Here is a 25,979-nt window from a genome sequence, read left to right on the forward strand (position 1 = left end):
TCATTATCCCCAAAATACTGAATTAAAGACATTTACTTTCCAATACAAAACTTAGAAAATATATTAGCTAACAAATCATCCGTAGTAATCTGCCCTGTAATTTCACCTAAGTGATGGAGCGCAAAACGAATATCTTGAGCGAGAAAATCGCCTGTAATACTGTTTGACAAACCTTCTAACACATGATTCAAAGATTCGCTGGTTTGTAATAAATGTTGATAATGACGGAGGTTAGTCACAACGGTATCTCCTGCTTTAATTTCCTTGGTTTTGACTTTTTGAACCAATGTTTTCTGTAAGCTTTCGATATTCTGGTTCTCAGAGGCAGAAATCCAAATAATGGCTGGATAGGCTTTTTCAAATTCCTGCTTTTGGTGTACACTGAGCTTATCTTGTTTGTTTCCAACTAATACGTAAGGAGCATTAAATGATTGTATTTGCTCTTCGATTTCAGCTAGACTAATTTCTGAGGCATCAAACAAATAAATAATCATACTAGCTTTTTCCATCTGTTGCAGTGTACGCTCCACTCCGATTGCCTCAATGGTATCATTGGTTTTGCGCAAACCCGCTGTATCTATCAGTCGGAAACGAATACCTTCGATAAATAGCTCATCTTCAATAACATCACGGGTAGTTCCTGCAATATCCGAAACGATGGCTTTTTCTTCATTTAATAGTCGGTTGAGCAAGGTTGATTTACCAGCATTTGGCTTGCCCACAATTACAGTTGGCACACCATTTTTGATCACATTTCCCATCTCAAAACTATCAATCAAAGGCACTAATACACTCTGAATTCGATGAATCAATTGACGTAAATCGTCACGGTCAGCAAATTCTACGTCTTCTTCGCCAAAGTCTAATTCAAGCTCAATTAGCGAAGCAAAATGAATCAAAGATTCTCGTAGTTGCGCGATTTGCTTTGAAAATCCTCCTCTAATTTGATTAATGGCCGTTTGGTGCGACGCCTCCGAATCTGACGCAATCAAATCTGCTACGGCTTCGGCCTGTGCCAAATCGAGTTGTCCATTCAAAAATGCACGTTGTGTAAACTCTCCCGGATTAGCCAAGCGAGCACCATTTTTCAATAAAAGCTTAAGAATTTTCTGAATGATATAATCAGACCCATGACACGAAATTTCGATGGTGTCTTCCTTAGTGTACGAAGTGGGTGCTTTAAAAAGCGATATGAGGACTTCATCTACAATCAAATTTTGGTCGTCACGAATGGTACCAAAATGAATGGTATGCGAAGGTTGCTGATGAAGATTTTTACCTTTAAATATTTTTTGAACTATGTCGATGGTCTGAGGACCCGATACCCGAATCACTCCGATGGCTCCTACTCCTTGCGCTGTGGCTAATGCACAAATGGTATCTTGATTCATGAATGCGTTTTTAATCGTTTGGTATGATTGCTTTTGCTAACCATAACGCAAAGTTAAGCATAAAGGGTTTCTTATCATACCAAACGATTCCGCCAAAATCTTAGAACAAAGATTGTAGCTTCATAGCAATAGACATATCTCCTGCAATTTTGATTTTACCAAACATTACAGCCGTCATTGGATTGAGTTTACCTGTCATTAATTCTGCCAAATCACTTGCTTTTACAGAAATGGTACAATCAGCAGGTGAATCTGTATTAGTCACAACGCCATCAGCTGAAATATGGATGTTTCCTTGGTCCGTAGCAAATTTGATAGAGTTTCCTAAACCACCTTTTCGAGATGCTAGGCTAGAGATTTTGTCAAAAATTTCAGAAAAGTTCATTTGTATATATGATAAAAGGTATTGATTGCTTTGAAAATAAAATTATTATGCAAGCATACGAATTTTAATTGTAAAATCAAAATGGAGGGAGGCAGAAAGAAGGCACAAGTGGCAGAGGCGCAAAGGCACAAAGGGATTTTCGGTAGAGACGCAATGCTTGCGTCTGGTGGTAGAGCGAACAGGCACAGCGTGAATTATGAATATTAGGTAAAAATAGCAAGGGCAAAAAGGATTTGGATTTGATATAGTTTAAACTTCAATAAAAAACCTCTTTGCCTCTGCCACTCAAAAAACCATTACCCCTCAGCCACTAAAAACCCTTTGTCCCTTTGTGCCTCTGTGCCTTTGCCACTTCGCACTCCGCAGCCTTTGCCACTCCCTTTCAAAACCCAAACACCGCCTTAACAGGAATAAAAGGCACTAATCTTTCTTCCAAAGGATTATTAGGAATTTGGAGTAAATCTGCCACTTCTTTTCCTAACAAATGACGCATAAAAGCACTTGGAATGGTTTTCAATAATGGATTCTCAATAAACTCTTCCAAAGCTTTCAGAAGCGATTTTGTTAGACCAACTCCTTCTTCTGAAGTTCGAAATTGTCGTTTGGCTATAGCTTTGGCTAAAACAAAAGCCTCACGAAGATTTTGTGGCAACAAACCTATATCCACACCCATCATGACATTAATAACATTCCAAGTATGTAGGTATGCCTCTGCTTCTTGCTCTGTAAATGAAAGGTTATTTTTGCGCATTCCCACAATCACAATATAGCTAAAAGCAAGATTGGTTCCTGCCATATCCTCTTGGTTTACAGGCAATCCCCAATCCTTGGTATTCCAAGTTTGATGATGTAAAGTAAAAAAACGAATAGATGCGTGCATCAATCTAACTTTCAAAATACGCAACATTGCGATTGGAATACCAGCTTCTGAGATTTTCCACTGTTTGGGGTTTAATACACCAAAAACAAAACTTCCTGTTTCCTCTAAGCGTTTTCTGGTGTCTTTTCCAATCCGCTCTGACATCCATAAAACTTTCGCCCCATCTGCACCTGCGTAACAGTACGGCAATGACAAACAACCCAACATTAAGGCAATATCAGCTTGGTGTTTTTGGGCAAAATCTAAACCTCTTTGGAATTCTCTTTCTTGGTAAAAAGAAGGAAAAACAGCATTTTCTTGAAAATACTTTTGCACAAAATCTAACTGATTTTTCCAATCAAAATCTTCTTTGACTAGCCATTGAAAAAAAGTTCTCAAGCCAGTCATCCCAACTTGTTCAAATACCAGTTGAATACAATTGTCTGCTAGCTGGTCACCTTGCTGACGAGAGTCTTCTAGCATTTGATTAGAAAAATATCTGGTAGACTTTATAGCTTGTTTTTTCATAAAATTGAATCTATGTGTCTTATTTGAACCAAGAAAACGCGACTTTGGTTATTTCAATAATCTAACGGACTATAACCTTTTTTTGTTTAAAGGTATTCATAAAAGGAAAGTTTGTAATTTTGTATCGCCTTCGGGCAATTGATTCTGAAGCATTTTTCATTTAATAAATTTTTATCACATGAACATTTTTGAGCGTCAGCGTGCACAGCTTCGTGAAGTTTTAGAAAACGAAATCGCTAGAGGTAAAGCATTTTTGGAAGAAAACAAGAAAAGACCAGAGGTTATCGAAACCGCTAGTGGCTTACAATATGAAGTATTGGTAGAAGGTACTGGACCAAAACCTTCAGGACCAACTGCAAAAGTTTTGACACATTACCACGGTACAACTATCGACGGTGTTGTTTTCGATAGTAGCGTGTTGCGCAACGACCCTATTTCTTTTGGTTTGCACCAAGTAATTTCTGGTTGGACAGAAGGTTTGCAATTGATGCCTACAGGAAGTAAATACAAATTCTATTTGCCACATAACTTAGCTTATGGCGAACGTGGTGCAGGTCCAGACATCCCTGGGGGCGCTGTGTTGATTTTTGAAGTTGAGTTGTTGAAAACCAACTAGAACTTTTAGAGTTGTAATTGAGTGAGTTAGTGAATGAGCGAATGAGTGATTATTTTTAATTTATTTTTCACCATTCACTCACTCACCATTCTAAATTCCTCTAAGTAGCAGGGAAAGTTAAATCATTAGTATATCTGAGGTGTAATTAGACGATAATATTTTGATTATGAGTGCATTCTAATAACTGATATACTATTAACGAATAATTTCTTCTTATCTATCTTCCACAAATGCGTTTGAAATCGCAATAAGTACATATATCTCTATCTTCGGTACGAGAAAATGGGATCTCAGGATTAAGCAGTTTTTCTAAAAATTTAGCCAAATATTTTTCTGACGAAATCATAAATTCTTCAATAGTTTCATCATCTGAAAACTTAAAATCTTGCTCTAACAAACCTGCCTCTATATTTCGGAAAGAGTAAATTCCTGACACTACCTTATTTTCATCTGCCTTCAGCCTTGTTCCTCTAATGCTCAGCCCATATTGTGTCATCATCCTTTTCAGAATCATATACTTATACAACCATAGCTGACGAAGTTTACCTTTATCTGATTCTTCTAACAAAACTTCATCAATTAAGTCTGTTTTCACCTTCAAATCTTCGGGTTTTACCAAGCCTGTCTTATAGTCGATTACTCGCACCGTCCGACCATGGGTACGATCGATGCGGTCGATGCGACCTGCCAATTTAAAAGGGATTGTTCTGCCATTTATTTCTACTTCTAATCCTACCTTGAGTGTTTTCTCAGCATCTAGTAGTTCAATCGGAAAGGCTTCATTGGCTATTTGAAATTTCAAAAACTTCTTAACTAACGTCTCGCCAACTTGATACAAAATATAGTTTTCGCCTTCAGTCATTCGAAGTCCCGGATTGGTTTGTTCAAAGGCTTTTTTGAGATAGGAATCTATATTTTTCAATACAAACTCTAAATCTGATTGCTGAATAATACCATCTGTTTTTTCGATTAAATCATCCCCTTTTAAAAAAGCTGTGTCTATATTTTCAAAAGTTTTGTGAATCCAGTTACCAAATGAATCGGAAGCCAGCTTTTCGGCTACCTCCTCCTCTGGCGCGATACCTGCTACTTTGTTGAAATAATACTGCATCGAACAATCTACAAACTGATTGATATGCGAAGGATATATTCCTCGTTCGTTGATTTCCTGTTCAATCATCGCGAGCATATCGGGCGTTTTCTCAATTTTCAGACCGCTTTCCTCCTCATCTGCCGTAATTTCAGTCTCGAAATTAACTTGATTTTGAGTAATATTCAAGTTCGGATTGAGATGACGAAGCTCATGTTCGATTTGCAAAATAAAGCGACTTTTTTCGGCTGCTCCATACGTATCCGAAGGCAACACATGTACCAATACCACTTCCTTAGCTCTTTGTAAAAGTCTAAAAAAGTGATACGCCATAACGGCATCAGCGTGATTATGGGTTGGTAAATTAAACTGTGGATCAGACAAAGCCTCATAAGGAATGAGTGTATTTTGTCGCTTGCCTTGTGGTAAAACGCCTTCGTTGACCGATAATATAATCAATCTTTCAAAATCCAACGTTCGGGTTTCGAGCATACCCATAATTTGTAAACGCTGATCAGTTTCGGACTCGAAAGGTATTTTGGTTTGTTTGATTAATTCATACAAAAAGGTCTTGAAACTTTTAATAGAAACAGATTCGCCTCTTTCTGCCAAAATCATTTCCATACGTTGTAACAGCAAATAAAACTGATACAAGTATTCATTCTCGACCGCATCTTGGCGCTCACGATACACTTCTCGCAATAAATCAATTAGGGCATAAAACTGCTCGACCGCCTTTTTAGGTTTTTGCTCCCAGTGATTAAAAACAATGTTAAAAAGTCGGTCATCTTGCCCCATTTCCTTCAATTCTTTCGAGCTTAGGAAAACTTTATTATGAACAGTAATATCGCGTAAAGTCTGACGAATTGGATTTTGTAATGATTCATTTTCGACAAGTTCCTCAACCAAAGGATAATGCATTGCCTCATATCTTCGCACAAATGGGTGATTGAGAATACGTACCACTTGTCGATACGAAAATTTAGGAATACGCTTTGTTTCTCCTTCTGCATTTTTGAACTCCACCAAATTACGTTGCATTTCAAACATCGCATCGATGAGGGTAAAAAGCATCGAGTTTTTGAGTGAAAGCCCCATCGTAATATTCAGATTGGCAACATCCTTTCCCAGTGAGTTCATCACAGGTACCAGTAAGTTCTCGTCACCCAACACGATGGCCGTTTGCGTTTGTCCTTCTATTTGTTGGTTCCAATCTGCGTAGATTTTCCCAGCAACCTTGGCTTGCATTGAAGCATTGGCAACGCCTATAATTTGTACGTTTTTTCGACCTTTGACCAACTCATCTGATACCCAATTCCACTCATTATTGAACAAAGGCAATTGGTCTGGCATATTGTTGCCTGTACGATAGTCTCTCAACCAGTTTCCTGCTTTTTGATCTTTATTTGAAAGGTAATAGGCGTCAGAGTCCCAAAGGGTTTCTGCAAAAAAATCATTCCCTTCTTTTCTTTTCAATAAAGAACGAATGATTTTTTCTTCAGCATTCGAGAGGGCATTAAAGCCTACAAAATAGTATTTTTTATGTTGTGGACTATCTAATAAATAAGTACCTACGTGCTCAGCCAGTTCTCGATACGCCATGCCACGATACACGAGTCCTTTTTCGCGCAAACGAGCTTGTAGAAGGTTATATACTTCATGAATATTTTCAAAAAGCTTGAAATAACGATCGGTACGTTCGGTACTTTTGAGGCGGTCACGTTTAGATTCGCCCAATTGCATTTGCCAGCGTTCCAAGGCTTTTGCCTCAGACATAAAGCTAAAAAGCTTTTTGGGTTCGACGAGATATTGATCTATTTTATCAAAGTCATTTAATAAAGTTGGAGCCCAAGTCATAAAGCGCTCAAAAACAACCAAAGGATCAATTGTTTTGAAAACATCATACAATTCGAACAATAAAGCCACTGGATCTATTTGTTTTAGACCCGTCACATTCATCACAAAATCGTCAATCGCCATCACATCAGGCGCCAAAAATGGAGCTTCGGCCTGATTAGCGAGGGCTTGTTTGAAATACAAAACCCCACGTCGAGATGGAATAACGATACAAATATTACTTAGTTGATGAATACTGTGTTTTTGAAAAATATGAGCAGCCGCTTTTTCGAGAAAGGTTTCCATGTAATAGTCTTTAAGGTTTTTTAGGTGAAAGCGGAGAGTTGTGAATGTTGAGTGAGTCGTGTATGAAGGAGTCTAAAAATGTCTATTTCGGATATCGGATTTGGGATTTCGGAAGTGTAAGCTTCTATATTTTGTAAAAAAAGGTATTTCATTTTATTTCCGAAATCAGAAATCTCAAATCCGCAATTGTTGGAAATCCTCCGTACAGTTCTAAATTACAATTCACAATTCGTCATTCACAATTCATCACTCCACTAATGAACTCTATCACCTCGAATTTCTAAATTCGTAATAATGCTAGCTTCTATCTCAAGCCACTCATTCCAACGTTGTTTTACATATTCTGCTGGAAGGTATTCTTTGGCAAGGTCTATAAAATTAACATAATGTCCAGCTTCTGAAATCATTAGTTCATGATAAAACTTTTTCAAAGAGTCATCCTGAATCTCTTGAGATAATATTCTAAAACGCTCACAACTACGAGCTTCAATAAGTGCATTGATAAAAAGTCGCTCTCCCAACTGCTGATCTTGAGTGCCTCCGTGACGGATACTAGCATTCAACTGAATTACATATTCGTCTTTACGGGGTTTACCAAGAGCCAAGCCTCTTTTTTCGAGTTCACGAATTACCATGCGAAAATGAGCCCATTCTTCCGAAACAACGGGCATTAATACCTCTCGTAGTTTTTCTCTTTCAGGATATTGAATAATCAGTGAAATACAGGAAGAAGCTGCCTTCTGCTCGCAATAGGCATGGTCAATAAGAATTTCAGCGATATTTTTTTCAGCAATATTTACCCAACGTGGGTCTGTCGGAAGCTTAAGTCCAAGCATGGAAGTTTAAAATTAAGTTTCTTTAGCAAAAGACGCTATCTGTTAATTGTATATCGGTTATTAGATGTCAGGTAGGAATGAAAAATTAAAATCAACTATTTGACATTTGGCTTTCTGCAAAAATATTTTTCAAAAATTCATATATGCCTTTGCCTAATACCTACAGCTAACAGCATGAAGCCTATAAAATTTAATTTTGGAATTTTATTGTTAAATTAATCAAACAACAACCATCTAACCCCAAAACCAAAAGTTCTTCCAATACCTGCGTATCCTGGCGCAATGTAATAGCCATTAGTGCCCAACAATCGCTGGTTAGCATGAGATAATTTGAAAAATACACGCACACGGTTGATTCGCATATCAGCAAAAATATCCGCTTGGAAATTACTATTTAAGTACTGAGTATCTTGTAAATAGAATTGTTGCGTCGCAGGCATATAGGCATCGCCGTAATAGCCAGACTTGTAATATAATTCCAAACCTGCTTGGATGTAAAGCACTTTAGCATACAAAATATCCAACGCCAAACGTGAGTTAATCGTAATGGCTGGCATACGAATCAAATCAGAACTTTTGGTATAAGCCCAATAAATATTGTTGATATTGGTAAATTTTCCAGACTGAAAACCCACTGTTCCACCTGCTCTAAAAATGGCAATTGGACTACCTGTTGACTGCTTGACAACTGCCTTTTGATCAAAATAAATGTAGTTGTCAATCGTCTGAAAACTTGCAAATGGGCTAAATATAACGTTCTTGATTTTTATGGTACCATTGGCATAAAAACTTAGTACTTGTAAGTTTTTCAACTGGTTTGCCTGCGAAACTGTATCATTTAACCATCTGTAGGAGCTATTGTACATATACTGCTGTGCCAACGTTGGTACATTTCTAAAGAAGGTTCCACCGAAGTTGAGCCACTTGCCCCTCAATTCTGCATTCAATCGATAGCCACTACCTACATGATATTCACCCTCCGCAAAAAACCTTGTACTATCTTTTAAATATTGATTGAGCCAAACTCCTACAAAGTTTTCACTTCTACTCAGTTTATCATTATTCAACAAATTGGTATAATTCAAGATTCTTTGTCGAAAATGGAGACGATAATTAAAGCCCTTGTAAAAACCTTTTATGCCAGATTTATGCTGAAATGTACTCGAACTAAAGCCATTGTATAGGGTATCTGTAGATGCAGGGCTTTTCAAATAACTTGAAGCATAAAATTTATTGGTCAAGCTAGTAGAATATGTTTTATCGACAAACTGTGTTTTTCTACTCTCATAATCCAAAGTTTGGAAGATTTGAAAGGCTTTGTATCCTGCATATTCATGATACACATGGACGTTATTCCAAGTATCACGACTATTGGCACTAGTCAAAATGGCATTATTGTCGTCGTACAAGAGCAATGAATCGTACGGTACGCCATTACGAGCTACACCACCCTCATCAATAATATTATGGTCAAATCTGTTGAGATAGCCCATAATGGTATATTTCTTATTTTTACTCTGATAGTTCGAATGTAGCATAAACTCCCAATGACCGATAGCATTAGGAATGGTCCCTGTAGTAGTTGTACCTCCTACCAATGGTTTAGTAGAAGTAATTCTATGCAAAGTCAAGCCCACATTCCAAAGCGAATCTATATTTCGATTAAAATCAAAATCCAAAATATCTTGCCCTTTACCTGCTGTCACATAATATATGTCCGAATAAGGAGATCGAGTGTTGTAATATTTGACATCTTTAGGCTCTATGGCATACAACGAATAGGCATCATACCCAATTCGAGTGCCTAATTGGTCGGGAGCTTGGTAAAACAAAGGACGAGATGCCGTGCCTAATAACCCCAAATCTACATACGTATTATTGCGCTGTAAAATGGTGCTATAATTATGAAAACCCTTTAAAAGAGTATCGATAGTATAAAGTTTCTTTCGATTATTAAAAACATCTTCCTCTAAAAAATATCGACTAGAAGTAGGTCCATAGATAACCTTTGTAGAATCATCTAAACCACCTTTTTGATTGGTCTTTTTTTGTTGGGTTTGGGCTGGTGGAAAGCCATTATTGTTCCCTAAACCACCTGTAGAAAAAGTATTACTAGTGGTAGTTTGGGAAAAAATACTGCCAGAAATCAGCAGTGTAAATACGAGTATAAGATATTGCGATGTTTTCACCCTGCAAAATTAATCCATTATCCGAATCCTTCGGCATAATATCTGTGAGAATTAAGATACGTGCATTTGACAATGACTCAAAATCAGCTCGTCAAATTGTTTTTTCTGATTGGCATCAAAACCAATTTGAATAGGTAAATAATAAAAAAGGTGCTGTTTATCAGGAAAGTCTGCCAACAGAGGTTTTATTTTCACCATGTCTTTTTCTGTCATTAAAACGCCTTGGGCTCCTATTTCTGCTTTTTCAAGTATTGCTAAAACTTTTTCAATATCGGCTTTAGTATAAGAGTAATGATCGGGGTAAACGATATTTTCAATGATTTCAAAAGTAGCTTTTGCATAATTTTCAAACAATTGAGGTTGTGCAATACCCGACAGCAATACTACCTTCTTTGGTATTTGGAGCACCCAGTCATCTATGCAAGAAGTAACTTCACCGTATTGAATTGTCGAAAAAAATACTGGACTAGCTTCATTCAAATATGGCTTGAGTTTTTGGATAAAACCTTGTTGCTGTGCTTTCCCAAGATTGTCTGGACATTTGGACACAATCACAATATCAGCTCGCTTCAGTCCAGTTCGGTTTTCGCGCAAGCGTCCCGCAGGAAAAGGAAAATCTTTAAAAATAGGTCTTTGAAAATCAATCAAAACGATATTTAAGGATGGCTTGATGGCTCTATGCTGAAAAGCGTCGTCTAGCACGATTACCTCAGGATGTACTCCTGTCATAAGTTCGGATACGCCTAAAACTCTTTTTTCGGAAACGGCTACAGAAATTTGATGTCCAAATTTTTGATAAAATTGCATCGGTTCATCGCCAAGGTCTTCCGCTGTAGAATGTGGATTTGCTAACAGATACCCCTTTGTTTTACGACCGTAGCCTCTACTCAAAGTTGCGAGTAAATAGTAAGGTTGTAGTAGTCGAATCAAGTATTCGACATGGGGACTTTTGCCTGTTCCACCAACGGTAATATTGCCAACATTGATGATGGGTAAATCAAAAGATTTTGACGATTTTATTCCCCAATCAAAAAGTAGATTTCTGAAAGAGGTAATCCAACCATATAATATCGAAAAAGGTCGCAACAGACCTATTAGTATAATATTCATAAGTTAATTGAACATCGATTTTTAAATAAATTCAATTATTTGACCGATTTTACAAGACAAAATTCTGAAAGAGTAACGACTTTTTACTAATTTCACCTCCCTTTTAAGAAAGTTTAACGAGTAACTGGCAAAACAATTTTAGACAATATTCTAAAAGTCAATTCATTACAAAGTAAAAAAATCGTAAATTGTTTTTTAATTTTTACTTTGTAGCCACGCCAAGTAGATTTTTGCAGGGCTTCTGAAAGAGCTTTATGATAATTGAAGAATTTATTATTCAACCTCTAAGGTCTTCACATTATCCGCCTTTTTCCAATATAATTGTCATCAACCAAACGGGGCATTCTCCTATTTGCGTCCTTATTAATACATAAAAATGAGTCTCAAAGCGGTCTTTTCAAAACATACACTCCACTTCAAGTTTGAAGCAGGAACGTCGAGGGGTGTTCTAACAGAAAAAGATAGTTATTTTATTAAAATTTTTGATACCGAAAACCCTCATGTTTTCGGTTTGGGAGAATGTGCGCCTTTGAAAGGATTGAGCATCGACGACCGACCAGATTTTGAGCTTCAATTATTGAGCATCTGCGAGTATTTTAATACGCTTGACCTAGAAGTTTTTTCTTGGAATTTGAGCATTATCTTAGACCAAGTTCTTGACAAATCCTTCCCTTCTATCGTTTTTGGTTTCGAAACTGCCATGTTAGACTTACTAAATGGCGGCAAAAGAGTCATTTATGACAATGGTTTTCATCAAAACCAACGTAATTTGCCTATCAACGGGCTAATATGGATGGGCGATAAAGAGTTTATGCTTCGACAGATTGATGAAAAGCTAGCGGCGGGCTATACAACGATCAAAATGAAAGTTGGTGCGATTGATTTTGAAAAAGAATGTGAGTTGTTGGGTTACATCCGCAAGCATTTTTCCAAAGATGAAATCACCCTACGTGTAGACGCCAATGGTGCGTTTGGCTTTGATACGGCACTCGAAAAACTCAAGCGATTGTCCGAATATGAGCTTCATTCTATTGAACAACCCATCAAACAAGGGAATACCGAAATTATGGCCGAGTTATGCCAAACTTCGCCACTTCCTATTGCACTCGATGAGGAATTAATCGGCATGAAGGAATATCCTGAGAAGTATAAATTGCTCAAAAAAATTATGCCTCAATATATTATCCTCAAACCATCACTAGTGGGAGGATTTCAACAATGTAGAGAGTGGATAGAAAATGCCAACCGACTTAAGATTGGTTGGTGGATGACCTCAGCGCTAGAGTCAAATGTTGGACTTAATGCGATTACACAGTTTGCTGCCGAATTTGCCAACCCTCTTCCGCAAGGATTGGGTACAGGACAACTTTATCATAACAATATTCCTTCACCTTTGGTTATAGAAAAAGGATTCATGACTTATCAAGCCGAAAAACCTTGGGATTTATCTATTCTTAACTTTTTGGTATAGACGATTCAGCGAAATTTTTTAATTTATGCTATTAGGTTAAAGGTCATTTGTTATTTTTGTGAAATTTCTTTTATCTCAAGTATCTTAAAAAACTTGAAATAACACCCGAACCTGGTTTCGGAAAAAGTCAAAACACGAAACATTCCCAACAATGGATTTGCAAAAATTAGACGAAGCTTTACTAGCCCTATTCGAGAAAAGAGTAGAATTGAGCCAAATGGGCTACGACCACGCTAGCTATGATGACATTGAAGAAGAACTTCACGATTTGGAAGATGACTTCAACGACGAATATGGAGACTTTTTAGAAGGAATCTTGAAAGAAGTACACGATGAATATTGTCCAGAGTCTGACGTATTATTACCAACAGCTTACCTAGCGAAGAAATTCGTAGTAACTGCCGATGGTGCGATTGAAGTCGGAAGAGATGCAGGTGTTGAAGTAGAGTTTGTTGACGATCCAGCCGCAAATGCTCGTCTGATATTGTTACCTAGTCCTACTCGCATCGTATTTATCGTAGGAAAACAAAAGAAAATCGTTTGGAAAGCAGAATAGAACCTAGGGTTACAATAATGAGAACGATTAAAATTTCTTTTTAACCAAAATAGATTCCCATTGCGTAACTTTAAATTAATCAGCACATTAGTTGCTTCTATTTTCTTGACAACAGCATTTATGGTAGAAGATTTCAAGGCATTGCAATTGAAATACGACCGAGTACAAACCGCTTATGACCAAAAATCAGAAGCGGTTTTTGCTTTATTGGCCTCCAAACATTTACAACCCAGCCAATTGGAATTGTATTTCAGAGCCATTAAAAATGAAAAAATAGTAGAAATTTGGGGTAGAAATCGCGGAGAAGAACAATTTCGACATATAACTGATTATGCTTTTGCAGGCTATTGCGGGTCGTTAGGTCCCAAAAGAAAAGAGGGTGATATGCAAATTCCTGAAGGGTTTTACCATATTAATCGCTTTAATCCCATGAGTAGTTTTTATCTCTCGTTAGGACTAAATTACCCAAATGAATCTGACCGAATTTTGAGTCACAAAGTCAAACCTGGCTCAGATATATTCATCCACGGCACCAATGTAACTTCAGGTTGTATTCCTATCACTGACGACAAAATAAAAGAGGTATATATCTTGGCCATTGAAGCTAGAAATGCTGGTCAAGAAAAAATCCCAGTCGATATTTTCCCTGCAAGACTCGATGAGAAATCGTTTGAGGAGTTAAAAACGTACAGTAAAAGTTCAGAATACATCGAATATTGGCGTCCTTGGCTTGGCAACAAAATCATCAATAGCGATGCCATGCAACAATTTTGGGCACAACTCCAACCACGTTATCAGTATTTTGAAACTCACAAACAGCTCAAGACATTTAAGGTAACAGGAAATGGAAAATATGTTTATTGATAATTTGAAAATTTGGTGATTTGAAGATTTGAAAATGAGGTGTTTTAAAAGCTGTTATAAGCTTTGAACTAATGGATAAGTAAGAAGACGGTATTAGTTAATTGTATATTCGTTATTTGAATATATATAACTAAAAAGGCATCGGCAAATTGTACTTCAGATATATTATTGGTTTAATTTTTACTTCTACTCAATACTAAAAAAGGCTGTTGATTTCTAAGAAATCAACAGCCTTTTTTAGTATCATCGAAAGTTAGTTGTTATTTTTAACAGGCGATCTTTCTAATTTTATCATGTGATTATAAATCATTTTCAAATCTTCAAATCATCAAATTTTCAAATTACCCTACACCCACTCAATACCTTTTTTCAACAACGAAAGTGTGCGTTCTTCTTCAGAACCTTCTTCGGCTTGGTAGTTATAAACCCATTGAGCCATTGGAGGCATACTCATCAAAATAGATTCTGTACGGCCGTTAGTTTCTAAACCAAACTTCGTTCCACGATCATGCACCAAATTGAACTCAACATAGCGACCACGACGAAGTGCCTGAAATTCTTTCTCACGCTCGGTATAAGGAATATCCTTGTTCTTATTCATGTAATAGGTATAAATTGGCGCAAAAGCCTCCCCTATCGATTTCACAAACTCAAATAGCTGATTTTTATCTCTTGTTTCATCGACTTTTTGATAATCAAAGAAGATACCGCCGATACCACGTGTTTCATTACGATGAGTATTAAAGAAATAGTCGTCAGCCCATGTTCTAAATTTAGGATAATACTCGACATTATGCTTATCACAAGCGTCCTTTAATTGCTGATGAAACCATTGAGCATCCTCATCTACGATATAATGCGGAGTCAGGTCTATACCACCACCAAACCAGAATACACCGTTACTCATTTCGAAATAACGCACATTCATGTGAATAATTGGCACCTTTGGACTTTGTGGGTGAATAACGATAGATACTCCAGTAGCAAAAAAATCTACTTTCTCTTTCAGCCCCATTGAAGCCAACATTTTCTCATGTAAGTCACCCCAAACCGCCGAGAACATAACGCCACCTTTTTCGATAACATTCCCTTTTTGAATCACTCGACTACGACCTCCACCACCAGCTTCACGAATCCATAAATCTTCATGAAATTTAGCAGCACCATCCGCTTGTTCCAAAGCAGCACAAATTTGGTCTTGTAAACCTTCGAAGTATAGTTTTATTTCCTCTTTAGTAACCATTTTTTTGTTGTTTTTACAAAGGTAATAGGCACAGGGTATTTTTTAGCGCTAAACTAAAAATTACCCTGTGCCTATTCTTACTTTGTTTAATACATCTTGCTTTCCAACTTGTAAAGCAAATTTATATTAGTGTTTTTCAAAAGTTCAAATCTTTAGTATTAGTTCGTAGAGTCAGGTTTTACCTCGACACCACCACTAGTACCTCCGCCCAAAGAATCAGAAGAAACAGCAGTACTATCGTTACTAGAACGACTTTCGCCCCACCAGTTTCCAGTACAATTAAACTGTTTAGTGAATTTCTTTTGATCCAATTTTTCAAAAGGTACAGGATGGTATTGCTGTAAATCAGGATCTCCTTTCACTTTAAGCATAAACCTACGATACAACGGCATTGCTGTCTTGGAACCTTCTCCATAAGCCCCCGTTCGGAAGTGAATCGAGCGGTCATCACCTCCGACCCAAACCCCAGTGACGAGATTGGCGGTCATCCCCATAAACCAGCCATCAGAGTGGTTAGAAGTAGTTCCCGTTTTACCTGCAAATGCTGGAGCGTATCGATTCTTTTCTGGTAATAATTTAGCACCATCGCCCCACAACAAACTGCTACCTGTACCACCTTCGTAGATAGTTCCTTGTAACATGTTAAGTAATAATTGCGCAGATTCCTTTTTAATAACTCTCTTAATCTGAGCATCAAAATGTTGGATTACATTACCATTTTGATCTTGAATTTCAGAAACCAATAAAGGTTCAGCATGAATACCTTCGTTCACAAAAGCAGAATAAGCTCCTACCATTTCATACAAAGACACATCAAAAGAACCTAAGCCAATAGAAGCCACTGGGCGTAATGGACTTTCAATACCCATTTGCTTGGCATAATACATAACAGTGTCTGCCCCAACTTCATCTGTCAATCTAGCAGTAATAGAGTTAATTGATTTTGCCAACGCACGCTTGATAGGCATAGTTTGATAGCTAAAATGTCCATCTGCATTGTTTGGACGCCAAAGCTTCATTTCTCCTTTTTCCTCTACTTCTATTTCGAAAGGTTCGTCCTTCATTTCATAACAAGGAGAAAGATCTTTCGGGCCATCAATAGCAGCGGTATATACAAAAGGCTTGAAAGTTGAACCAGGCTGACGCTTACCTTGACGAACGTGGTCATACTTGAAATACTTGAAATCTAGTCCACCTACCCATGCTTTGATATGTCCCGTAAAAGGGTCCATAGTCATCATCCCTGCTTGTAAGAATTTTTTATAGTATTGAATAGAGTCGTAAGGAGTGATTTCCATTTGCTCTTCGCCACCTGTATTACGCGAATACACCCACATCTTACGCTTCACTTTCTTCATATAATGCCAAACCGAATCTTGATTGGTAGGAAAACGTTTTACCAAAGATTTATAATATTCGGTACGCTTGGCTACAGTATCGATAAACCCAGGGATTTCATTTCCTTTTTCGTCCACCCAAGGATTTTTACCTGACCAGTGTCCATCAAAAGTTTTCTGAATATTACGCATCCCTTCCGAAACAGCATCCTCAGCGTAGGTTTGCAAACGAGAATCAATCGTAGTAATAATTTTTAGACCATCACGGTACAAATCAAGTTCGATTTCATTTTTAGCAGCCCATTCGGTTAGGTATTTAGCAACAGCTACTTTGAAATAATTACCAGTCCCATCATAAGGCGATTCCTCATGTTCTTTCAAAACAATAGGTAATGTTGCCAACGAATCATACTGTGTTTGCTTTAAGAAGCCATATTTTACCATTTGAGACAAAACTACATTTCTTCTTTTCCAAGATTTGTTTTCATCCAAAGGTTTATTTTTATATTTGATGGGATTGTAGGTCGTAGTTGCCTTTTGCATACCAACCAATACTGCTGCCTCTTGAATATTTAAGCTATCTGGAGAAGTATTAAAATAACGTTTGGCTGCGACTTTAATTCCATACGAATTGCTACCAAAATCAACGGTATTTAAGTACCACAAAATGATTTCGTCCTTGGTATAATAACGTTCTAATTTAATAGCAGTAAGCCATTCTTTAGTCTTGATAATCAAAGTTTTTACTCCTGGTATCACTCCTAGCAAGCCTTTTTTAGCAATTCCTTCTTTTTTACGAGTTTTAAAAAGATTTTTGGCCAACTGCTGGGTAATAGTACTACCACCTCCACGTTCACCACCTTTCAAAATACCAACAGCTACACCAAACATAGCACGATAATCAATCCCCGAATGCTCATAAAAACGGGCATCTTCGGTTGCAATCAAAGCTTTTACTAAATAAGGAGAAAGCTCTTTGTAGTTTTTGATAGGCGTTCTATTTTCTTGAAAAAACTTACCCAATAATACACCATCAGCAGAATATATCTCAGAAGACTGTGAGAGCTTGGGATTTTGTAGTTCACCTACGGAAGGCATCTCCCCTGTAAGCCATAAAAAGTTATTTTCAATCGTGAAAATAAAGAAAACTCCTGCAAAGACTGTCCAAGCAAAAGCCTTCCAAAGTTTACGTACTACAAGATAGTATTGAGCATCTTTATCTACTCCAAGTGAATCGAGCAGTTGATTTTTCTTTTCTTCGTATTGTTCTTGAGCCGAGTTAAATTGTTGATAGAAAGCAGCGAGTTTCTGTTTACCAAGGACTTTCTCTAATAATAGGTTTGGCAAAAACCAAATCAGTCGAAAAAGTTTAACTCCAAGATTTTTAAGGAATTGACCTATTTTATTTATCATATACTTTTCTGTCTGGGAAAAACGAATGACAAGTTACAATAAAAGTGGTAATACTTCCAAGTCTAAACGTGGCATTGAGGGTATAATTTAAGCTCCTTTTAAGCTCATTTAACAAGAATGTATTCTCAGACCAAAAATCCCTTTACCAACAGTCAGAAACAATCTCCGATAATTCTGCATAGGGCGCTTGCAAAAAGGTCACAGTTAGAAAAGAATTTACAGAAAAAAGCCAATAATATGCCAAAATCAATAGTTGAGCTACTACCCCAAACAGTTTTTTTAATTTTTTTTCATCCCTTATCTCCTTGAAAATCAAAGAAAGGAGCTTTTCGCTCTTATTTTATTTTATTTTTTTGCAGAACGAATTTGGAGGCAAAGTAAAAAAGTACTAATTTTGCATCATCAAAAAACACAGAGAGCTGGCAGAGTGGTCGATTGCGGCAGTCTTGAAAACTGTTGACTGTAACAGGTCCGGGGGTTCGAATCCCTCGCTCTCTACTGAGAATCACAAAATGACGATTCTACCACACTAAAGCCCATCCAAAAGATGGGCTTTTTGCATTTCTAGCCCCTTTTTCCCCATTTTGGTTCAGTTTCTTAATTTTTCGGTGGCGTCCGAGGTTCAACCTCCATGTCAAGGTGGCAGTACATTTTTCGAACCTTGTGTATAACCCTTGATATTTTGTTGATAACATGGATTTTCAACGATGGTGGCTAAAATTTTGAAAGTTCTCCCGAAACTTTTAAAATTTAAGTCTACATGAAAAAAAACAATCAAAAAGAATGGAGATTCTTTTCTGGAAACACAAATGTTCAAATCCTGCTTATGCTAAAATCTACCTCCGGGTAACAGTCGATGGCCAACGTGTCGAACTTGGTTCTACTAACATCGAAATACTCGTTGATCATTGGGACACAGCCACTAAAACAGTAAAGTCTCAAGACCCACATCATTCTTTTAAAAACGAACAACTTCTTGCTAAACGAACAGAGCTACTCGCTATTTACAATGAATTTCTACGAAAGAAAAAGCCCTTCACAGCCCAACAAATCAAGCAAGCTTACGAGAATCAAGACGACCTGACAATTATGCAGGTTTTTGATCGCTACATGATCGACATCAAGCGTGACCCGAACCTATCTGAAGGAACGATTAAAACCTATCGAAACCACCGAGAGAAGTTCTTAGAGTTCTTGATTTCGAAAAAACAACACATGATGTATTTGGAAAGCTTCGAGCTGGCGGATTTTATAGAATATCGTAGGTATTTGGCCAATGTGGCAAAATTTGAAGAAGCTACTATTAGGAAGTACTCACAGTCTATCAAAAGGCTTTTAAACTGGGCCGTTTTACACAAAATGTTACCTACAAACCCTCTACATTATTATCGAATACCTATGGATAAACAAAAGCCCCATGTGTATTTGACCGACGAGCAATTTGAAAAGCTCAAGGCTCACAAGTTTAAAAACAAGTCTGCTCAGGAAGTGGCCGACGTCTTTATTGTGTATTGTCGTACGGGTTTTCACTATCAGGATTTGAGGAATATCCAGACAGATTACAAAAAGGCTATCGTGGAAGGATTAGACGGTAAAGACTGGATTTTTTGGGAAAGAGTAAAGACCAACGTAAAAGCGAAAGTTCCGTTTTTTAAAGAGGTTAACGATATAATTGAAAAATACGGCGGTTGGGAAAATCTCCCAATCAAATCGAATCAGAAAATGAATACCTGGTTAAAAATCATTGCCGCCGAGCTTGATTTTCATGAGGATCTGTCGGTAAAAGCTGGTAGAAAAACCTTAACAGACTGGTTACTCAATGTAAAAGGCTGGAGTAAAGAAGCTGTCAAGGTTTTACTAGGTCTCAAATCCGACCGATCGCTTGAGGCATACGGTAAAGCCGACGAGCGCCGGGTGATTTTGGAGATGGAGAGGTAAAACGCTTAACAATCTAGGATTTTATCCTAGATTGTTAAATATTTGCATCATATAATGCACACACTATGAGCGAACAAATATACTTTGGTAAACACCCAAATCAGGAGTTACAAAATCTCTTCCTTGAAAAACCATATCAGGGACAATACTATGAAGATGCAGACTTTATATTCCTTGGACAAGATGCAAATTTTGGATACAATATTCATAATGAAGTAATCTTTGAGGAACTTAAAGAATATCTTCGTGATGGAGTTCTATATTGGAAAAAATATAAAAAGCATCACCCGTTTATATCGAATAATTATTCAGATGCTGGGGATACCTATCATGGTAGATTCACAAAATTGAAACTAGACTCCAGCTATGCTGAAAGAGTTTCTTTCTTAGAAATCATTAATGTTCCCACCTTCAACATTACTCCACCAAATTACAAAGACAAAGTCCTCAAAAATGAATTTAATAAAAAACTCCAAAAGCAAAATAAACAAACAAGAAATGAATTAATTGAAAAGGAACATATCAAAAAAATAGAAAATTTAATTTTTGAAAATAAAACAAACAAGCCGAAAACAATTTTCATTTATAATGAGTGTATTCTCTTGTTACAGAAACATAGCAGTATTTTTAAAACCAATATTGTTAATGTATCACTTAATAACACTGAAAATGGTATTATAACGCTATATGAAAAGAATAATATCAAGCTTGTTAAAATAAATTATCTAATGTATGTTTCGAATTTTACCTTTGAATGCCTCAAAAAATTATACTTCAGCTAAAGCATTTTAAAAACTTGCACTCTTTCCAAACAAGAAACATTTATAACTACCTAATATTTAAAACATTAATCAATCATAAAAGAGAATAAGAACAGCCAAATCACAATCCAAAGCCCGCCCTTTGCCGTGGTGGAAATTTCCACTTTGGGTTGTGGCGAATATCTGAAAGCTACATGAAGTCAATCTCAAAGCCCATTGGTAAGTGACCCATACCTTGGTTGCGCTTGTACGTTATGTAGTAGTCAACGGTGTCCGATAGGTGCGTGGCCTGCTCCTGTGGCACGCTGGTCTTGGTCTCACTGTCCTTGTTCTTACTGTAGTCCTCATTGATAGGAGTCATCTCTATAGATCGTATCGTAGACTTAGCCCCACGTGGATTAATTCTAACCTTATATTCATCAGGCTTTTTCTCAGAAAGAATTTCATGTATCAGAAAATGTTTTTCCTTACCCTCCAGGTTAAAAGTTAGGGGATGCAAATACACTTCCCAACCAGCATCTGAAAACACTTCAGAAAAAAGCTCAAATAAAGTAAGCCATTTCCCGTCACGCATTTTAGTACCGGCTGATTTACTCCCCCCGTTTCTATCCCCTGTAATATACACTACCTTTTTAGGGTGCTTCTCGTATATCTCCACCACCTTATTAGCCAAGGTCTCAGCCATGGTCATGTTGTTCTTTGGGGTCTTTACGAAGGCATCGGCTATTTCTCGTAGCTCCCACCCTTCTGGCTGCCATATAGTGCAGCTTGTAAAGTGGGCATTGAAATCGACCGACAATTCCAAGGGTTTATTGGCTTGGTAATACTCCAGCTCCTCCGGGCAATGGGTGTGCAAATTGAAGGCTGGGTAAAACGTCTTTGGTGTTTTGCCCAGTCTGTTTCCTTCTACCTCAACATCAAACTCAATATCCGTTAGGGTCTCTTTTAGGTTGTCTATGAAATCGGGTGGTAAAAACGCTTGGTTATCCTTGGTCTTGATATGGCAGAAATAATATTTCTCAGGAAATTTTTTCGCCAATTCTTCATAGTCAAACATCCAGTCCCCGCTTGTGCCATAAGGTGGTGACGAAAAGAAATAAAAACCCCAATGTAAATTGGAGTGGTATTTTCCTTTATTGGCCCTGATTCTACCTTGAAGGATTTTAAGCCATTCACGTTTGAACAATAGACCCTCATCCAACAAAACAAAATCGTCATTTCTACCACGGTGTATATCGGGTGTTAACTTATAAGCACAAAGCTCTACTACAAAACCATTCGGAAAACTTATGCAGTTACTCCAGTCGTCTGGTTCCTGGTAAGGCCTGTCAAAAGATTTGGGAGGTTCACGCCAAAGCACATATTCGCCGTGACCCGTTTCCCAGTTGTAAGCTTTACAATTCCATCTATTTTCGTCACCCCAAGTTGCTTTTAATCCTGGCATCAAAGAACGTTTTGCTTGAGTAATCGTAATACAAGCAAATTGCCCTTTTGCCCTGGGCAACTCTTCTTTCATAACCATTAACAAATCCGCCAAAGTAACAGACTTTCCAGAACCAATCCCTCCTACTATACCAGCGACTTTTACGCCATCACTGGATAAGTTAAACATGACTGTTTCCAAAAAGTCCGCTTGCTTATCATTCACTTGGATGTTCTGTATTTGTTCCAATGAGTTCATAATTGGTGTCTTCAACTTTTGGTGTAGTACTGTAATTATTGAAGTCATCTTGACTTTTGGTAGAATTGCTTAAAAATAAAAAAGGTTGCTGATATTTGTTTTGCGAACCATACCAAGCAACCTTTTTATGTACTACGTACTCAGCAAAGATATAATAGAATCAGAAATAATTGGTTATTTACCTGAAATAAAACGAGGTTTTAAGCCACAAGTACCTCTTAGTGAAATAATTAACTGTATTCTTTATAAATTAAAACTGCTAACCACGTTACGGGATTCAATGGCATTTATTGCCTGTAGAAAGCTTATTCAGCACTCGTGCTCTTCACTACAAAACTGTTTTCGGACATTATCGCCGTTGGTGTAAGGAAGGTATTTGGAAAAAGTGTTGGATAGAACTTTTGAAAAAATACAAGTCTTCTTTCGACCTTTCAGTGGTAAATTTAGATGGAAGTCATTCGTCATGTATTCGAGGTGGTGAAGAGGTTGCTTATCAAGGTAGAAAGGAGAGAAAAACTACCAATACACTTTACTTGACTGATAAACAAGGACTTGTATTGGCTATGTCAACGCCAGTTTCAGGTAATCACAATGATTTATTTAACATTGAGAACACTTTTGGAGAACTCACTAAGATTTTAGAAGACGCTACTATTTCAGTTGGTGGACTATTTATGAATGCCGACGCTGGGCGGTTCGCCGCTGTGATTTGATGCGGAAAGTTTACATCAACTTTGTCATCAAAAACAAATTATCGTCAATATAGCCACTAATAAAAGGAACTCTACTGACGATAATGGGTCTGGCATCATTGACGAAGATCTCTATAAAGAAAGATACTCTATTGAAAGAACTAATGCATGAATAGATAGTTACAGGTCCTTGTTAAATCGATTCGATACAACGCTTTCAAGTTGGATAGGTTTTCACTTTACAGCATTTATTATCATCGCAATGAAGAAAATCAAAAAGTCAAGATGACTTCTCTGTCTTTTGAGGAATAACAAGTACTTTCTTGGAGTTTTTTTAACCCAACTGTTTCTGTGCCTATCTGTCCTAAAAATGTGCCATTCTCAGGGGGGTATTTATCTCAAATTTATCACTGTATTTATTGATAATACTTGCCACTTCGTCGCATCTCTCTTGTGGGGTACTCGAAAATATCTCATGTAACTGTGCTCCAGTAATAGGGAAAGTGGCTTGATGCTCTTGAACTTTACTACCCAAATACTTCCAAACGGCGTCGATTTTTTCTACTTTTTTTTCTTCATCTAATACGTTGATGCTTAAGACAATATTGCTTGAGTTGGGTACTGAAAAGTCTATCCCTGTACTTGCTTTTTGTTTGCTTTGTGGGTCTACTTCTATATTATCTCCCATAAACTTTACTTGTAATCTGTCAATACAAAAATTATTGACACTTAGCTGACCCGTAGCTCCTACTGAGTTCTTAAACTTATGACTGCTTTTGTTTTGCGAGATATCACGCTTTAATAGCTCTATGTAATATATCACACTTTGACAATTGCCATCGGGGGTAGTGTAATCGTCTATGATACCTGTACAGCCACATTTCAATTGGCTATTTCTTACCAAGTTTTCAAAATCAGTGTAATTGTTAAGTAATTCCGTCGTATTCTCAGCATACTCTTGGGTTTCTTGTAGTACATTGCTATCATCCAAACATTCGGCAAGTTTGAGTTGATACAAGTTCATTATTGCTTGTTTTTTGCCGCCTGTGGTTGAAGAGGTTGGGATGTGTGGACTTGTTAAGCAATCTGACTTTACATACATAAAAAGCTCTTAACTAACAGATAGTTAAGAGCTTTTGTATAAATACTTATTCTACATCACTTCGTTTTATCCAGCCTTCGATAGTTTTACCTATCCATTCACCATTTTTTTCTGGATAATATCTAATTTTCAACCAACCGTTTTTTTCTTCAACTACTTCTACAGGGTCGTTTTGGAGTAAATACATTTTGCTAGGTACACTTGGTTCTTTGTATAAAAAAGTTTTAATAGTTTTAATCATAGCATACCTGATTTTTAAGAATGCCTCTACTTTGATTTTTTCTGTACTATTACGACAAAGAGCTTGCACTACAGGATTAGGTAAATGATGTATTTGTTGATGATATTCATTTTCTCTTCCATTAAAATTAAAGGTGAAATAATTGGGCTTATCTTTTTCAGGCGGACTAAATTCTTCCTCTCCAGCTATACCATTGTACATAGCCAAACAACTAGGACTGGCTTCTTCAAAGTATTTGATACTATCATTGGGAGCTTTTGGATTGGGTGTAAAAAAATACATTCGTGTACCAACTTCAACTAAATCTGATAACTTTTGAATTTCTTTGTTTTGAGGAGCAAAGCCGATAATATCTGGACCTAAGCTGTGAACAGTTATTTTATTTTTTCTATAATATAAAGTCAATTTATTTGACTTATTAAAAAAGTCAAAAGCAAAAAACGAAGTATCATTACTCCATTCAGGAGGAATAAAAAGCCATATTCCTTCAAAATCTTTGAGATTTGAGGAGACTTGACTACTTTGTCCCAGAGAAATTTTTGCTAAGAAAAGCAAAACCATCATTAGTTTATTTGAGAATTTCATATGCTTTGTTTGTGTATAAAGTTCTATTGTCAATTCCTATTAATTTTCCATTTACTGCTTTAGTGACCAGTTCAATCGCATCATCATTCACTACTTTTGCCTTTTCATTTGTATTTCCTGCCTTCCAGAAAGTTAGTGATATGAGCATTGAGAAATCTAAATCATTGGCAATTTCATCTAGATTTTTGTCACATTCTGTGCTTCTACACATAAAATCTTTTGTGCCTGCCCCATGTACCTGATTCCACTTATTTTGTACCATTGTTTGGTAGTTGGATTGCCCTGTGATTTGTATGAAACCTCTTCCTCTAAAACGATTCCCATCTCCAGTTTCTATGCCACCATTATTTAACTGACAAGCATATACCACGCTAAAAAAATTAGGGTCTCGGGGTAATTCATCTACCATGATACTCTTTACTGCTTTACCCATTCCTTGCATAAATGTTGTAGTTGCATAATTACCACTGTAGCTACCCTCAGGAACTACTATATCTTCATCACAATAAGGATATGGACAGCCCGTTCCATCTGAGGAATATCCTTCAAAAAGTGAGCAATATTTTAGCACCTTTTTTCCATTGTGTGTTCTAAGCGTCCTTGTTTTATCGGCTGTTAAAATTCTTGAAGCCGAATATGACTTTTCATCCAATGTTTTTAATTGTGTTTCAGCTCCTATTTGCCCAATAAAATGGCTCATTTTTTCAGCATTATCAATCCCATATTCATCACTATATTTATTGATAATACTTGCCACTTCGTCACATCTCTCTTGTGAAGTTCCCGAAAATATCTCATGCAACTGCGCTCCAGTAATAGGGAATGTGGCTTGATGTTCTTGAGCTTTACTACCCAAATACTTCCAAACAGCATCGATTTTAACGTCTTTATTTTCAGCATCTTGGATATTAAATAAGAAAGCCCTCAACTTTTATAAAAAATTGAGGGC

At 37.0% G+C, this 25,979-nt stretch carries 19 protein-coding genes, 1 tRNA gene and 1 pseudogene; 8 read left to right on the forward strand and 13 right to left on the reverse strand.

What is annotated here, in order from left to right:
- Positions 1 to 32: 32 nt before the first annotated feature.
- The 3 genes from mnmE to QM481_RS01470 all read right to left on the reverse strand — a co-directional run bounded on the left by mnmE (position 33) and on the right by QM481_RS01470 (position 3,163).
- The gene (mnmE, locus tag QM481_RS01460; protein WP_283380376.1) at positions 33 to 1,391 is read right to left on the reverse strand and encodes a tRNA uridine-5-carboxymethylaminomethyl(34) synthesis GTPase MnmE; all 1,359 of its coding nucleotides are present in this window, start codon (positions 1,389 to 1,391) and stop codon (positions 33 to 35) included.
- Between the two features lie 100 nt (positions 1,392 to 1,491).
- The gene (locus QM481_RS01465; protein ID WP_283380377.1) at positions 1,492 to 1,776 is read right to left on the reverse strand and encodes an SCP2 sterol-binding domain-containing protein; all 285 of its coding nucleotides are present in this window, start codon (positions 1,774 to 1,776) and stop codon (positions 1,492 to 1,494) included.
- Between the two features lie 382 nt (positions 1,777 to 2,158).
- A complete protein-coding gene (locus QM481_RS01470) occupies positions 2,159 to 3,163 on the reverse strand; it encodes an oxygenase MpaB family protein (RefSeq protein ID WP_283380378.1) in 1,005 nt (334 codons plus the stop codon).
- Positions 3,164 to 3,341: 178 nt separating this feature from the next.
- Here QM481_RS01470 and QM481_RS01475 point away from each other — a divergent pair, with 178 nt between their 5' ends.
- Positions 3,342 to 3,779, forward strand: coding sequence for an FKBP-type peptidyl-prolyl cis-trans isomerase (locus QM481_RS01475; RefSeq protein WP_095163525.1), 438 nt, complete (start codon positions 3,342 to 3,344; stop codon positions 3,777 to 3,779).
- 217 nt (positions 3,780 to 3,996) lie between these two features.
- Here QM481_RS01475 and QM481_RS01480 read toward each other — a convergent pair whose 3' ends face one another.
- The 4 genes from QM481_RS01480 to lpxK all read right to left on the reverse strand — a co-directional run bounded on the left by QM481_RS01480 (position 3,997) and on the right by lpxK (position 11,146).
- Positions 3,997 to 7,011 (reverse strand): PD-(D/E)XK nuclease family protein, encoded by a 3,015-nt coding sequence (locus QM481_RS01480; RefSeq protein ID WP_283380379.1) that lies wholly within the window; start codon positions 7,009 to 7,011, stop codon positions 3,997 to 3,999.
- Positions 7,012 to 7,265: 254 nt separating this feature from the next.
- Entirely contained in the window at positions 7,266 to 7,847 is a 582-nt protein-coding gene (locus QM481_RS01485) for a MiaE family protein (protein ID WP_166549555.1), read from the reverse strand.
- 215 nt (positions 7,848 to 8,062) lie between these two features.
- Positions 8,063 to 10,036, reverse strand: a complete 1,974-nt coding sequence (locus tag QM481_RS01490) for a putative porin (RefSeq protein ID WP_283380380.1) — start codon at positions 10,034 to 10,036, stop codon at positions 8,063 to 8,065.
- Positions 10,037 to 10,087: 51 nt separating this feature from the next.
- Entirely contained in the window at positions 10,088 to 11,146 is a 1,059-nt protein-coding gene (gene lpxK, locus QM481_RS01495) for a tetraacyldisaccharide 4'-kinase (RefSeq protein ID WP_283380381.1), read from the reverse strand.
- 376 nt (positions 11,147 to 11,522) lie between these two features.
- Here lpxK and QM481_RS01500 point away from each other — a divergent pair, with 376 nt between their 5' ends.
- The 3 genes from QM481_RS01500 (at position 11,523) to QM481_RS01510 (ending at position 14,037) form a co-directional block, all read left to right on the forward strand.
- Positions 11,523 to 12,617, forward strand: coding sequence for an o-succinylbenzoate synthase (locus QM481_RS01500; RefSeq protein WP_166549558.1), 1,095 nt, complete (start codon positions 11,523 to 11,525; stop codon positions 12,615 to 12,617).
- Positions 12,618 to 12,768: 151 nt separating this feature from the next.
- Positions 12,769 to 13,173: a hypothetical protein gene (locus QM481_RS01505; protein ID WP_095163519.1), complete on the forward strand. Its 405-nt coding sequence runs from the start codon at positions 12,769 to 12,771 to the stop codon at positions 13,171 to 13,173.
- A gap of 60 nt (positions 13,174 to 13,233) precedes the next feature.
- Positions 13,234 to 14,037, forward strand: coding sequence for a L,D-transpeptidase family protein (locus QM481_RS01510; protein WP_283380382.1), 804 nt, complete (start codon positions 13,234 to 13,236; stop codon positions 14,035 to 14,037).
- Between the two features lie 346 nt (positions 14,038 to 14,383).
- Here the strand turns inward: QM481_RS01510 and hemF are convergent, their stop codons facing one another.
- Positions 14,384 to 15,280 carry an oxygen-dependent coproporphyrinogen oxidase gene (gene hemF / locus QM481_RS01515; protein WP_283380383.1) on the reverse strand — a complete coding sequence of 299 codons (897 nt, stop codon included), beginning with the start codon at positions 15,278 to 15,280 and terminating at the stop codon, positions 14,384 to 14,386.
- A gap of 158 nt (positions 15,281 to 15,438) precedes the next feature.
- Positions 15,439 to 18,030 carry a penicillin-binding protein 1A gene (locus tag QM481_RS01520; protein WP_283380384.1) on the reverse strand — a complete coding sequence of 864 codons (2,592 nt, stop codon included), beginning with the start codon at positions 18,028 to 18,030 and terminating at the stop codon, positions 15,439 to 15,441.
- A 413-nt stretch (positions 18,031 to 18,443) separates the two neighbouring features.
- Between QM481_RS01520 and QM481_RS01525 the strand changes: the two genes are divergently transcribed.
- From QM481_RS01525 to QM481_RS01535, 3 genes are all read left to right on the forward strand, one after another.
- Positions 18,444 to 18,528, forward strand: a tRNA-Ser gene (locus QM481_RS01525).
- A gap of 285 nt (positions 18,529 to 18,813) precedes the next feature.
- Positions 18,814 to 19,968, forward strand: coding sequence for a phage integrase SAM-like domain-containing protein (locus QM481_RS01530; RefSeq protein WP_283380385.1), 1,155 nt, complete (start codon positions 18,814 to 18,816; stop codon positions 19,966 to 19,968).
- 65 nt (positions 19,969 to 20,033) lie between these two features.
- Positions 20,034 to 20,750 (forward strand): hypothetical protein, encoded by a 717-nt coding sequence (locus tag QM481_RS01535; protein ID WP_283380386.1) that lies wholly within the window; start codon positions 20,034 to 20,036, stop codon positions 20,748 to 20,750.
- Between the two features lie 169 nt (positions 20,751 to 20,919).
- On the opposite strand, the gene QM481_RS01540 is transcribed toward QM481_RS01535, so the two are convergent.
- A complete protein-coding gene (locus QM481_RS01540) occupies positions 20,920 to 22,410 on the reverse strand; it encodes a terminase large subunit domain-containing protein (RefSeq protein ID WP_283380387.1) in 1,491 nt (496 codons plus the stop codon).
- Between the two features lie 127 nt (positions 22,411 to 22,537).
- On the opposite strand from QM481_RS01540, the pseudogene QM481_RS01545 reads away from it, so the two are divergent.
- Positions 22,538 to 23,391: pseudogene (locus tag QM481_RS01545) on the forward strand (transposase family protein).
- A gap of 75 nt (positions 23,392 to 23,466) precedes the next feature.
- Here the strand turns inward: QM481_RS01545 and QM481_RS01550 are convergent.
- The 3 genes from QM481_RS01550 to QM481_RS01560 form a co-directional block, all read right to left on the reverse strand.
- Entirely contained in the window at positions 23,467 to 24,126 is a 660-nt protein-coding gene (locus tag QM481_RS01550) for a hypothetical protein (protein ID WP_283380388.1), read from the reverse strand.
- 124 nt (positions 24,127 to 24,250) lie between these two features.
- A complete protein-coding gene (locus QM481_RS01555; protein ID WP_283380389.1) occupies positions 24,251 to 25,063 on the reverse strand; it encodes an SH3 domain-containing protein in 813 nt (270 codons plus the stop codon).
- Complete coding sequence (locus QM481_RS01560; RefSeq protein ID WP_283380390.1) at positions 25,014 to 25,958, reverse strand: glycoside hydrolase family 19 protein; 945 nt, start codon at positions 25,956 to 25,958, stop codon at positions 25,014 to 25,016. Before QM481_RS01560 ends, QM481_RS01555 begins: the two co-directional genes overlap by 50 nt.
- Between the last annotated feature and the right edge of the window lie 21 nt (positions 25,959 to 25,979).

This window comes from Flectobacillus rivi (assembly GCF_030056655.1).
Lineage (GTDB): Bacteria > Bacteroidota > Bacteroidia > Cytophagales > Spirosomataceae > Flectobacillus > Flectobacillus rivi.

What these genes read in the sequence shown, in the direction of transcription:
- mnmE (WP_283380376.1), bottom strand. Translation starts at nt 1,391, where the DNA reads ATGAATCAAGATACCATTTGTGCATTAGCCACAGCGCAAGGAGTAGGA.
- QM481_RS01465 (WP_283380377.1), bottom strand. Translation starts at nt 1,776, where the DNA reads ATGAACTTTTCTGAAATTTTTGACAAAATCTCTAGCCTAGCATCTCGA.
- QM481_RS01470 (WP_283380378.1), bottom strand. Translation starts at nt 3,163, where the DNA reads ATGAAAAAACAAGCTATAAAGTCTACCAGATATTTTTCTAATCAAATG.
- QM481_RS01475 (WP_095163525.1), top strand. Translation starts at nt 3,342, where the DNA reads ATGAACATTTTTGAGCGTCAGCGTGCACAGCTTCGTGAAGTTTTAGAA.
- QM481_RS01480 (WP_283380379.1), bottom strand. Translation starts at nt 7,011, where the DNA reads ATGGAAACCTTTCTCGAAAAAGCGGCTGCTCATATTTTTCAAAAACAC.
- QM481_RS01485 (WP_166549555.1), bottom strand. Translation starts at nt 7,847, where the DNA reads ATGCTTGGACTTAAGCTTCCGACAGACCCACGTTGGGTAAATATTGCT.
- lpxK (WP_283380381.1), bottom strand. Translation starts at nt 11,146, where the DNA reads ATGAATATTATACTAATAGGTCTGTTGCGACCTTTTTCGATATTATAT.
- QM481_RS01500 (WP_166549558.1), top strand. Translation starts at nt 11,523, where the DNA reads ATGAGTCTCAAAGCGGTCTTTTCAAAACATACACTCCACTTCAAGTTT.
- QM481_RS01505 (WP_095163519.1), top strand. Translation starts at nt 12,769, where the DNA reads ATGGATTTGCAAAAATTAGACGAAGCTTTACTAGCCCTATTCGAGAAA.
- hemF (WP_283380383.1), bottom strand. Translation starts at nt 15,280, where the DNA reads ATGGTTACTAAAGAGGAAATAAAACTATACTTCGAAGGTTTACAAGAC.
- QM481_RS01520 (WP_283380384.1), bottom strand. Translation starts at nt 18,030, where the DNA reads ATGATAAATAAAATAGGTCAATTCCTTAAAAATCTTGGAGTTAAACTT.
- QM481_RS01530 (WP_283380385.1), top strand. Translation starts at nt 18,814, where the DNA reads ATGGAGATTCTTTTCTGGAAACACAAATGTTCAAATCCTGCTTATGCT.
- QM481_RS01535 (WP_283380386.1), top strand. Translation starts at nt 20,034, where the DNA reads ATGAGCGAACAAATATACTTTGGTAAACACCCAAATCAGGAGTTACAA.
- QM481_RS01540 (WP_283380387.1), bottom strand. Translation starts at nt 22,410, where the DNA reads ATGAACTCATTGGAACAAATACAGAACATCCAAGTGAATGATAAGCAA.
- QM481_RS01550 (WP_283380388.1), bottom strand. Translation starts at nt 24,126, where the DNA reads ATGAACTTGTATCAACTCAAACTTGCCGAATGTTTGGATGATAGCAAT.